The 10,372-nt window shown below is 63.9% G+C and carries 9 protein-coding genes and 1 pseudogene; 8 read left to right on the top strand and 2 right to left on the bottom strand.

Annotated elements, in window-relative coordinates:
* Together BLW27_RS21005 and BLW27_RS19730 are read right to left on the bottom strand one after the other, a co-directional pair.
* Positions 1-141: pseudogene (locus BLW27_RS21005) on the bottom strand (IS5/IS1182 family transposase); the annotation flags it as partial.
* The gene (locus BLW27_RS19730) at positions 138-1,379 is read right to left on the bottom strand and encodes a hemolysin family protein (RefSeq protein WP_089886346.1); all 1,242 of its coding nucleotides are present in this window, start codon (positions 1,377-1,379) and stop codon (positions 138-140) included. The pseudogene BLW27_RS21005 and the gene BLW27_RS19730, both read right to left, overlap by 4 nt.
* A gap of 313 nt (positions 1,380-1,692) precedes the next feature.
* On the opposite strand from BLW27_RS19730, the gene BLW27_RS19735 reads away from it, so the two are divergent.
* The 8 genes from BLW27_RS19735 to BLW27_RS19770 all read left to right on the top strand — a co-directional run bounded on the left by BLW27_RS19735 (position 1,693) and on the right by BLW27_RS19770 (position 10,146).
* Positions 1,693-2,640, top strand: a complete 948-nt coding sequence (locus BLW27_RS19735) for an alpha/beta fold hydrolase (RefSeq protein ID WP_089886348.1) — start codon at positions 1,693-1,695, stop codon at positions 2,638-2,640.
* Between the two features lie 337 nt (positions 2,641-2,977).
* Complete coding sequence (locus tag BLW27_RS19740) at positions 2,978-4,048, top strand: type III polyketide synthase (RefSeq protein WP_089886350.1); 1,071 nt, start codon at positions 2,978-2,980, stop codon at positions 4,046-4,048.
* Positions 4,049-4,059: 11 nt separating this feature from the next.
* Complete coding sequence (locus BLW27_RS19745; protein WP_089886352.1) at positions 4,060-4,743, top strand: methyltransferase domain-containing protein; 684 nt, start codon at positions 4,060-4,062, stop codon at positions 4,741-4,743.
* Complete coding sequence (locus tag BLW27_RS19750) at positions 4,740-5,900, top strand: NAD(P)/FAD-dependent oxidoreductase (protein WP_089886354.1); 1,161 nt, start codon at positions 4,740-4,742, stop codon at positions 5,898-5,900. The genes BLW27_RS19745 and BLW27_RS19750 overlap by 4 nt, the downstream gene beginning before the upstream one ends.
* 598 nt (positions 5,901-6,498) lie before the next feature.
* Positions 6,499-7,740, top strand: coding sequence for a PQQ-dependent sugar dehydrogenase (locus BLW27_RS19755; protein ID WP_089886355.1), 1,242 nt, complete (start codon positions 6,499-6,501; stop codon positions 7,738-7,740).
* Positions 7,741-8,090: 350 nt separating this feature from the next.
* Positions 8,091-8,648: a hypothetical protein gene (locus tag BLW27_RS19760; RefSeq protein WP_218141182.1), complete on the top strand. Its 558-nt coding sequence runs from the start codon at positions 8,091-8,093 to the stop codon at positions 8,646-8,648.
* 25 nt (positions 8,649-8,673) lie between these two features.
* Positions 8,674-9,117 carry a hypothetical protein gene (locus tag BLW27_RS19765; protein ID WP_143042386.1) on the top strand — a complete coding sequence of 148 codons (444 nt, stop codon included), beginning with the start codon at positions 8,674-8,676 and terminating at the stop codon, positions 9,115-9,117.
* Between the two features lie 435 nt (positions 9,118-9,552).
* Entirely contained in the window at positions 9,553-10,146 is a 594-nt protein-coding gene (locus BLW27_RS19770) for an EF-hand domain-containing protein (RefSeq protein WP_089886361.1), read from the top strand.
* The last annotated feature ends 226 nt before the right edge of the window (positions 10,147-10,372 follow it).

A 10,372-nucleotide genomic window follows, 5' to 3' on the forward strand; every position in this document is an offset into this window, starting at 1 on the left:
AGGGCGGCCGAGCCGACCTTCATGCGGCGCCAGCCAGGCCATTTCCTCTACCCAGATCAGCATCGAGCCGCGCTTGCGCAACGCGGCGTTATAGCTGGACCAGTTCGTCGTGCGGTAGCGGGCGGGAGGAGGCTTGCTCATGCGACCCGTCTAACCGCAGGGATTCGCGATGTGAATCGCCCGCAGTCAGAGTTACGCAACAACGCCGCGCCGATGTGATCGAGGATCAGTCCTGCGACCGTCTCGAAGTCCCGATCGTCGGGCAGCGCGAGACCGACCTTGTCGGCAAACTCGTCGACCGGCATCCAACCCGCGACCAGCAGGCTCCCATCCTCGCGCTCCACGATCTTCGGCTCGGGATATTCAGCGTCCGCGAAGTCTCCGGTGATCGCTTCGAGAAGGTCCATTGCGGTGATGATGCCCTCGAAGTGGCCATATTCATCGAAGACGAGCACCATTTGCGCCGGCCCTTGCTTGAGCGTCTCGATGACATCGAGGGCCGGCATCCCGTCGAGAACGACCTTCGCGGGAACAACGAGCGCACGAAGGTCATCCAGCCCCGGCGCAGTCCCGATCTCAAGCACGTCGCGCGTGGTCAGGACGCCGACGATGTCGTCCGCCGCACCGTCCCGGACGGGAAGCCGCGAGCGGCGGCTCGTTCGCACCTGCTCCAGAACAGCCGTGGCGCCATCGGCAAGATCCACCAGGTCCACCTCGTGGCGCGGCGTCATGAGACCGCGCGCCGTGCGATCGGCCACACGCATCACACCGGCGATCATCTCGTTTTCGGCGTGCTCGATGACACCCGCCTGACGCGCCTCGGAGATCACCATACGTACCTCCTCGTCGCTCATGCCCGACCCGCCGTGCCCCGACTGAGCAAGAAGCCGGAGGACGATCTTGCCGGACTTGTCGAGCAGCCAGACAAGCGGTGCGGCGACACGAGAGATTATCCGCATCGCCGGCGCGACGCGGGCCGCGACGGCCTCGCGCGCGCGCAGGGCGATCTGCTTCGGAACAAGTTCCCCGACGATGAGTGAAAGGTAGGTGATGACGACAACCACGCCGCCCACGCCCAATGTGCTCGCCACGCCCGCCGGCGCGCCCGCGGCAGCGAGAGCGTCAGCCAGGCGCAGACCCAGTGTGGCGCCTGAGAAGGCGCCGGACAGGACGCCCACCAATGTGATGCCGATCTGCACGGCGGACAGGAAGCGGCCCGGATCGGAAGCCAGGAGGATCGCCGTGGCTGCGCCGCTGCTGCCCTGGTCCGCCCGGACCTTCAGCCGCGCCGGCCGTGCGGAGACCACGGCGAGTTCCGACATCGCGAGAATCCCGTTGACCAGAATCAGGGATAGAACGATCAAAATCTCGATGAGCATCTGGCAGTGCTACGCGCAGGAAGCGGGTCGCACAAGGAAGGCCGGCTGGGGCGGGCCTGAGTGAACCTGCTGTGCGCGGGCAGGTTTCTTCGGCGATCTTCTTTACGAGTGTGCGTAGGTCCATCACGGGCTTGGTCATCGGGTTTAGTTCCCGGTTCAGGCTGGCGGTCACAACCGGACCCTACCGAGAAACCCGATGGCCACCTCTCTACACGATGTCTGCGCGCACCCAAGCGCGGAACAAACCGCGCTACCTCCTGTTGGCTTGCATGCGCCGATGCAGCGGCGCAGGGAAACCTGAAAGGATAACCCCATGACCGCCATGCGGACGGCATGCGCCCTCGGTGCAGCCCTCTTCCTCGCGTCGCCGGTTTTTGCACAGCAACAGACGGCCGATCCCGCTCTCGTGACCGAGAGGGTCGAGGTGCCCGCCATCGACGCGCTGCAGGCGCCGTCGGAGCGTGTCGGCGAGTACTTCGAAACCGAAGACGGCGCGCGCATCTTCTACGAGGTGGCCGGAGACGGACCGCCGATGCTGCTTCTGCACGGCTACCCCTTGTCCGGCGCGCTCTTCGCGCGGGTGCGCGACGCGCTACAGGATGATTACACCGTGCTGACGGTGGATCACCGCGGCTACGGCCTGAGCGAGGCACCCGAGATCCCGCAGGACATCGGCACCTATGCCAATGATGCGCTGGCGGTCATGGACCACCTTGGCTTCGACGCGGCGATCATCGGCGGCATGTCGATGGGCGGGCCGATCGCTCTGTCGATGTACGAGCAGGCGCCCGAGCGCTTCGAAGGACTCGTGCTGATCGACACCACCGCGTCCGCGGCGGGTCCGGCCGAGGCTGGCCTGTGGCAGGGCGTGGCCGAGGTCGCGCGCAGCGCTGGCAAGCAGCCGATCATCACGACGCTCCTGCCTGACATGCTGACGGGCGAGACCCGCCTCAACGAACCTGCCGTCACCGATTACCTGACGGCGATCATGCAGGGTTCGAGTGTCGACGGCTTCATTGGCGGCGCAGTTGCATTGGCCGAGCGTCCCGACTTCACCGACCTTCTGCCGGAGATCGATGTGCCGACGCTGGTCGTGGTCGGGCTCGAGGATTCGCTCTACGCAGTCCAGGTTGCGCGCGGCATGGTCGAGCAGATGCCGAACGCCGAGCTTGCCATCATCCCCGGCGGCTCGCACGCGGCGGTGTTCGAGGCTCCGGGTCACGTCGGCAGCGCAATTCAGGAGTGGGCGGGAGGCATGTAGCTTCAGCGCCTTTCTCTTCCTGGCGCCGCTTGGTGAAGACGCTTCCAGCGGTGCAAACGCATCAGGAGAGTGCTCGCTGAGCCTGCCCCCATCGAGCACTCTCTTGCCTCGGTGAGGTCGATCGCACCTGCGGTCGGCCGAGCCGGCCCTCGTTCCCGGCCGCGCAAGGCTGGGGCTTCGATTCATATTCGTCGAGCGGCGGAACAAGTTTCCCGCAATGGCCAAAGACTGCCTCTCCCGGACGTCTCCGTCAGCCGGCGTCACAGGAACAGAATGACCAACCGCTTGTTGGTCTTTCTGATGCTGCACATCGCGGCGACATTTGTCGGAGAATGCCATGGCCCAAGCACACGTGAATCGGATCGCGACGGCCGTCCCGGCAAACGAGATCCACGACTTCTTTCGTCAGTTCGTCGCGGCGAGTCTTCACGAAAAGCCTCGTGAACAACGGCTGTTCATCAAGATGAGCGAGAAGGCGGGGATTGAACGTCGGCACTCCTGCATCGAGACCGCCGCCGACGCGGCAGGGCCGGTGGTGGACCGGGCCGGCATGTTCCGGCGTGGTGCGTTTCCCGGGACGGGCGAGCGGATGGACTTCTTCAAGATCCATGCCCCCGATCTCGCAATGCGGGCGATCGAAGGGCTGAAATTGGACGACCCGCGCGAGATCACCCATCTCGTCGTCGCCAGCTGCACCGGCATGTCCGCCCCGGGCCTCGACCTGCAGATCCTCCGTCGCCTTGGCCTCGATGCGTCGGTCGAGCGGACGTTGATCGGCTTCATGGGCTGTTACGCAGCGGTCAGCGCGCTCAAGGCCGCGCGCCACATCGTGCGTTCGGAGCCGGACGCCAAGGTGCTGGTCGTCAATTGCGAGCTCTGCACGCTGCACCTGAAGGAAACCACCGACCTCGAGCAGCTCCTGACATTCTCGATCTGGGGCGATGGCGCTTCGGCCGCGCTCGTCACCTCCGAGCCCGTCGGCATCCGGCTCGATGGCTTCAAGGCGCTGCTCGCGGGCGACGCCGACGAGTTGATGACGTGGAACGTTTGCGATGACGGCTTCGACATGGTGCTGTCGGGGCAGGTGCCCGCAACGATTCAAACCGTGCTTCAGGCGCACTGGACGGAGATCCTTGGAAACCGCGCCGTCGAGGAGATCGATCTGTGGGCCGTGCATCCCGGCGGTCGCTCGGTGCTCGATGCGATTCAGAAGACCCTGCGCCTCGACGATGCCGCGCTGACTGCCTCGCGCGAGGTCTTGCGTGACAATGGCAACATGTCCTCGGCCACGGTAATGTTCGTGTTGGAGAAGATGCTGGCTGACGGCAAGCCGGGCGAAAAAGGGATCGGCATGGCCTTTGGCCCCGGACTCACTGCCGAGACCGTGAGTTTCGAGATGGCTGCGTGAGAGTGGGGCCGATGCAGCGCCTGCTGGTGCCCGAAATGCTTGATGAGCTGCCTGCGGATGACCCGCGTGCCCGCGCTTCGCGCGCGGATTTGCGGCGCATCAACGGGCTGATGCTCAACGCCTCCATCACCGCCGCGATGATCCGCGCCCATACCTCGGGGACGCTGGGTACAGTTGTCGACCTGGGATGCGGCGATGGCACCTGGGCGCTGCGCCTTGCACGCACGCTCAGTCCCGTGGACGGGGCGCCCCGGCTGGTGTTGCTCGACATGCAGCCCGTCGTGACCGCCGCCACGCACCGCGCGCTCGGCGCTCTCGGTTGGCGGGTCGATGTGGTGACCTCGGATGCGGAGCATTGGATGGCGGCGCAGTCGAGACCAGTCGATCTGGTCGTCGCCAATCTGTTCCTGCATCATTTCGAAGGCGCTCCGCTTCGGCAGCTGATGAACACCCTGGCTGCCAACGCACGACGCCTTGTCGCGACAGAGCCGCTGCGAACACCGTTTTCCTATGCCGCCTCCCGCGCAGTCGGCGCCATCGGCGCGAATGCCGTGACAAGGCATGATGCGCCTGCAAGCGTCCGCGCGGGTTTCCGAGGTGACGAGCTGTCGCGGCTCTGGTCGGGTCGGGTTAGCTTCGAGGGTCGGAAAGGGCTGTTTACCCATGGCTTTGCGGCGAAGGGGAATATGCGATGACGCATGACGCCATTGTCATCGGCGGCGGTCCCAGCGGCACTTCGGCGGCGATAGGGCTGGCGCGCAAGGGCTGGCATGTGGCGCTGGTCGAGCGCGCCGAGTTTCCGCGCCGCAAGGTCTGCGGCGAGTTCATGTCCGCGGCCAACCGGCCCGTTCTCGAGGCCCTCGGCGTTTGCGCTGAATGGGACGCCGCGGCCGGCCCCGCGATCGGACGCGTCGCTCTATTCATGGGAGAGCGGGTGGTGACGGCGCCGATGCCCGCGACGGGCGGCTCCGGACGCGGGCTCGGGCGGGACGTGCTCGATCCCCTGCTTCTCGAGCAGGCACGCTGCTGCGGTGTCGAGGTTCTTCAACCCGGCCGTGCGACAGGATTCACTCGAAAAGGAGCAGGGCACCGGGTGGAACTGGCGATGCCGCAAGGCACTGCCACGTTAGAGGCCCCGGTCCTTGTCGCGGCGCACGGCTCGTGGGAGCGCGGGCCACTGCCGACGCAGGCGCCGAAGCTGAGCGCACCAGGCGATCTCTTGGGCTTTAAGGCGCATTTTCGTGGTGGCCACCTCGATGCCGACCTGATGCCGCTCTTGTCCTTTCCGGGCGGCTACGGTGGCATGGTCCAGGTCGACGGCGGGCGCCTTTCGTTGTCGTGCTGTATCCGGCGTGACGTTCTGGAAGATCTGCGGCGACCGGGCGACACGGCCGGTGCGGCGCTGCAGGCGTATCTCATGCGGTCCTGCCGGGGCATCCGCGAAACGCTTGACGGGGCAAAGCTGAGCGGACCTTGGCTGGGCGCGGGGCCGATCCGCCCAGACCTGCGGCCCTGCTACGCGGACGGCATATTCCGCGTCGGTAATCTCGCAGGCGAGGCGCACCCGGTGATCGCGGAAGGCATTTCCATGGCGATACAATCGGGCTGGCTCCTGTCGCGTGCATTCGAAGAGTGTGATTCAGTCGACCGCAAAGCTCGTGATCGCGCCGGTGCACGCTATCAAGCGATGTGGCGCCGTCAGTTCTCGACCCGCATTCGCGCTGCCAATGCCTTTGCCAATCTCGCGATGCGGCCTGAGCGTTTTGCGGGGCTCGGGCGGTTGATCTCGACTGTGCCGGCAACATTGACACTTGGAGCGTGGCTAAGCGGCAAGGTGAAACCAGTCAGATGAGCGATCCAACTGAAGCGGTCCGCCGCGGCGTGAAACTGGCGCATCCGTCCTGCCGCACTACTTGCTGTCACGTCTGTCCGGGGTGTTCCTGATCCTTGTCTTGATCCGCTTCCTGTTCGCGCTGCTCGGATGATGGCGCGGGGCGGTGTGGTAATGCGCGGACAGGGTTCCAAATCAAAATTGCGATCTCGCAGATCGTTAGACGCCTCCCGGATCTTGACGCCTGCGCGACAACGCGCGCCTGGCGCGCTTGCCGCACGCGGCCGGCGTGTCAAATTGGCCGCCGCTTGCCAGGTCCCCGGCGATCTCGAGGAGCGCTGCCCAGACGGCGCCCCTGGTCCGTGGACCACCCCCGCGAGGGTGGCGAGCTCACCGGTTTGTGCCTGGTTCATCGCGGACGTGCCGAGCGAGAGCGAGGTCGCGTTGCCGACGGCGTAACGTCAACCAGCCTCCGGCAGACCCGGGGCGGGTCACTCAGCCAGTGCCACATTGCGAGGCCGGCGCCGCGAGTGATCCGCAAAGACTTCGGGAACATGAAGTGCAGGGGCAAGTTGGTGTGATGCGAAGCGATATGCTGTCTCCCTGCAAAGGAAACCCCATGAGCAATGCACCGATTTCGTTGGCTGTCGCCGCACTGCTACTTGCCTCACCCGCCTCTGCGCAAACAGGCCAAGACGCCTCTGCTGATCCGCAATTCGAGTGGGGGGAACGCAACACCTCATACCCGCCAGCGTTCGATGCGCAGTTTCGCGCTCCGATGTTGGTCACCCAAGCGGAACTTGATGTCGAGACCATCGTCGATGGCCTCGTCCATCCCTGGGCGATCAAGAACCTGCCTGGAGACTCAGGCTATCTCGTCACCGAACGCACGGGCACTTTGCGGCACGTCACCTCCGATGGTGTCTTGTCAGCGCCGATCGGTGGAACGCCCGAGGTGCGTGATGAGCGGCAGGGCGGAATGCTCGACGTGGAGACGGGGCCGAACTTTGCCGAAGATCGCATGATCTATCTCTCCTATGCCAAACCTACCGGCACCAACGCCGAGGGCATGACAATGTCGGCCACCGCCGTGGGGCGTGGGCGCCTTTCCGAAGACTTCGCCATGGTCGAGGGGTTCGAGGACATCTGGGTACAGGATCCATCCGCCCCCGAGCCGCTTCATTACGGCAGCCGGATTGCCTTCGACGACCAAAACCATGTCTTCATCACCACGGGCGAGCGCTTCACATTCGAGAACCGACCCCGCGCGCAGCAGCTCGGAGCGACCTGGGGTAAGACGATACGTCTATACGCCGACGGCTCGATCCCCAAAGACAATCCGTTCGTCGGGGTCCCCGAAGCCGACGACTCGATCTGGTCTTACGGGCACCGCAATATCGAGGGCGCACAGGTCGTCGACGGGCAACTCGTGGTGCTGGAGATGGGACCGCAGGGTGGCGACGAGGTAAACCTAATTGAACCCGGCCTGAACTACGGTTGGCCGCTCGTATCCTACGGCCGACGCTACGACCGTTTCGGCAGCGCCCCGATAGGCATTGGGTCGGCAGATATCGAAGGCGCGGTGCAGCCGCTGTACTTCTGGGATCCCGTGATCGCGCCCAACGACTTCGTGGTCTACGATGGCGACATGTTCCCCGAATGGCAGGGCGATTTTCTGATTTCGGCACTCGTCGCTGGTGGTATCGTACGCCTTTCGGTGGGTGGAGACGGGCTGGTCCAGGCCGAAGAACGGCTCTTGCCCGACCTGAAGCGTACTCGCGACGTGGAGATTGACGATGACGGCTCGCTCCTCTTGATCACGGATCAAGAAAACGGCCGCCTTTTGCGCATCACGCGATAATAATCCGGCGACGGGTGCTGCCGGAAAACTCTAACCTGTCTCGAGTTCTGACCAAGACCCGCTCCCCACGCCGTTGGGCATCGGGCCTCGACGGGTGCAAGCGAAGGTGCGCGCCGCGTGTGTGCGCGAAGGCCGGACATGCCAGCTTGGAGCACAGCATGAGCGGTGCTCTCGCAACCATAGGTCGTTCCTACCGCTCGCCACAGACGGTCCCGGACGTGCTGCGGGAAGCCGGGGCCGGCTGCTTGTCGAAGGGTCCGCCGGTTGTCGCCCCGACCTGAGCCTGCACCGTTGGAACCAAAGATGTCTCAAGGGCGTTCCGTAACCGCTTGGGAATGGTGGAGGTTGATATGCCCGTTACTTTCCGTACCAGCGCGGCACTATGCGTCGGCTTTCTGACAGCAGCTGCGGCCAGTGCTCCGTTCGCCCAGCAACAGGACGACGCGCCTGAAGCCCGCGATGTGGTGGTCGTCGTGGCGTTCAGCGCAACCGGACTGGCGCTCGAGAACAACGCCGTAAACGCGGTCATCGAGCTTGCACGGGATCCCAACCTTTCAGACGTGGAAGTTTCGGTCGCGGAGCCGGAGCCGAATGAAAACGGGCCTTCCAATCGGTATGACCTGGATGGAGCCTTGGTCTTCTCGAAGCTGGCGTCCTTTACGCAGTGGCACGAAAAACATATGGACAACTACTTCGCGCCGGTCGGCGGGCTCGACGCAGTAGAAACGTCGTTCCATGTGGCTCGCCCCGACCTTCTCGAGTTGAAGGATCTCGGTGCGGAACACGGACTCGAAGACGTTTCGATCAGCTACAGCAACTCCGGCAATGACGCTGCTGGAGATGCCGATATCGATGCCGTGACTGTTATCTGCCCCGGTGATCACGCCGACTGCAAGCCGAGCAACTGAAGGGGCGGACATGCACGGGAGAGTGATGATCCCGCTGGCGCTTCCGCTATTGGGGGCTTGCGCGGAATCCGCGACGACGGTTCTTGCACCCTACCAACTTGCAAACGGACGCGTTCTGCAAGACGTGGTGAGCGTGGCCTCTGATGCGAGTGGCGGCGCGCCGGTTTTGACTTCGCTCACAACTTACGATGTGAGCCATGCGGCAGGGACAGTTGTCATCGCCCGCGAGTCCGCCTCTGCCCCTGGCGTGGGCCTCGCCATGGCTGACGGACTCGGTAGCGCAGCCATGACTTCGGCAGCAATCCTCAGTGCTTCGGCCATCGCAGCCGGTGAGTGCAACGGCGACACTGTCGTCGATGCGCGCCACGGCACCGACGGCAATTCAGCAACCGATGGCGATGCTGGCGACATCGACACGATCACCGCGGTCGTCGGAAACTGCGGCTCTGCAGGGAGCGCGAGCAATTGAACATCGCTTGATTGGCGCTGCCCCATGCCACGTTTAATGCTCCGAGTTCGTCTGCTTGCTGCAACCTAATTGGGCTGTCGCAATCGACGAGTTGCTTTGTCCCAACCAGCGGCCCTTGAAAATAAGGACTGGCTCAAGCAAGCGTTGCTGGCCAGCAAATCTCGTATGGTTGCCGCAACGCGCTGGCGAACAAGATCGTCTGCAACAGCTGAAGATCCGGACCCTCCTTTTCTCAGCCGTTCGACAATTTTGGGAGGCTGCCGCAGCTTTGTCGAAGCGGCCGTTCATACGTCGAACAGCATGAGCAGGCGTTTTGGGAGGGGGCTGCGCAGTCTCGTGATCCGACGCGCGACAAAATGCAGGAACAATCATCCTGACTATCCGTTTGGGGGATGTGACCAGATGGTCGATGCAAATTCAAAAGGAGCTTCTCCAATGAAACTGGCAGATACTTTCAGCGTGCGGACCGCCGCGCTCGTTACGACACTCATGATCCCTGTCGGGGCGTTCGCTCAGGCCGCCGAATGGACCTACACCGATTGGGACAACGACGGGAACCTCGAGCTGTCGGAGACCGAGTTCCAGACCGGCTTCGCGGAATCCGGCACGTTCGACGCCTGGGACCGCGATGACGACACGTTCCTGAGTGAAGGCGAGTTCGCCACCGGCACGTTCGCCGACTGGGACACCGACAACGACCTCCAGATCACCGAGGAAGAGTACACGGTCGGCGCCGAGCGCTGGTATGGCCCCGACTACAACACCCCCTATACCGACTGGGACGCCGACGAATCCGGCTATATCGATCGGACCGAGTTCGGCGAGGGGTGGGACAGCGACTACTACACCGCGTGGGATGAAGACGAAGACTCGCTCCTTTCCGAGGACGAATACACCGCGGGCGTCTACGACAGCGCTGATCTCAACGACGACTACGTCGTCACCGTCGAGGAAGAGGGCTGGTTTGAAGGCTGGTTCGACGGCGACGACGTCGAAGCAGAAATCGAGGAAGTCGGCGACGTCTACTGATCGCCTTTCGATCGAGCGGAGCCACCAGCTCTGAGAATGCCCCGCGCCGGCGACCGGTGCGGGGCATTTTTATGGCGACTGTATATTTGACAAACCCAGCGCTAGACCTTAGATTGAGGTCAAGACGGGGCATTGTTGCGTAACTCACGCCTAAGGCGTGACTTCCCCTTTCCCCGCTGATGTCATGCCACGCGAACGATCTCGGCGGTGCCGAGGGCTGAGAAGC

The organism is Citreimonas salinaria, from assembly GCF_900107235.1.
In the GTDB taxonomy this organism is placed as follows: Bacteria; Pseudomonadota; Alphaproteobacteria; order Rhodobacterales; family Rhodobacteraceae; genus Citreimonas; species Citreimonas salinaria.

What these genes read in the sequence shown, in the direction of transcription:
- BLW27_RS19730 (WP_089886346.1), bottom strand. Translation starts at nt 1,379, where the DNA reads ATGCTCATCGAGATTTTGATCGTTCTATCCCTGATTCTGGTCAACGGG.
- BLW27_RS19735 (WP_089886348.1), top strand. Translation starts at nt 1,693, where the DNA reads ATGACCGCCATGCGGACGGCATGCGCCCTCGGTGCAGCCCTCTTCCTC.
- BLW27_RS19740 (WP_089886350.1), top strand. Translation starts at nt 2,978, where the DNA reads ATGGCCCAAGCACACGTGAATCGGATCGCGACGGCCGTCCCGGCAAAC.
- BLW27_RS19745 (WP_089886352.1), top strand. Translation starts at nt 4,060, where the DNA reads ATGCAGCGCCTGCTGGTGCCCGAAATGCTTGATGAGCTGCCTGCGGAT.
- BLW27_RS19750 (WP_089886354.1), top strand. Translation starts at nt 4,740, where the DNA reads ATGACGCATGACGCCATTGTCATCGGCGGCGGTCCCAGCGGCACTTCG.
- BLW27_RS19755 (WP_089886355.1), top strand. Translation starts at nt 6,499, where the DNA reads ATGAGCAATGCACCGATTTCGTTGGCTGTCGCCGCACTGCTACTTGCC.
- BLW27_RS19760 (WP_218141182.1), top strand. Translation starts at nt 8,091, where the DNA reads ATGCCCGTTACTTTCCGTACCAGCGCGGCACTATGCGTCGGCTTTCTG.
- BLW27_RS19765 (WP_143042386.1), top strand. Translation starts at nt 8,674, where the DNA reads ATGATCCCGCTGGCGCTTCCGCTATTGGGGGCTTGCGCGGAATCCGCG.
- BLW27_RS19770 (WP_089886361.1), top strand. Translation starts at nt 9,553, where the DNA reads ATGAAACTGGCAGATACTTTCAGCGTGCGGACCGCCGCGCTCGTTACG.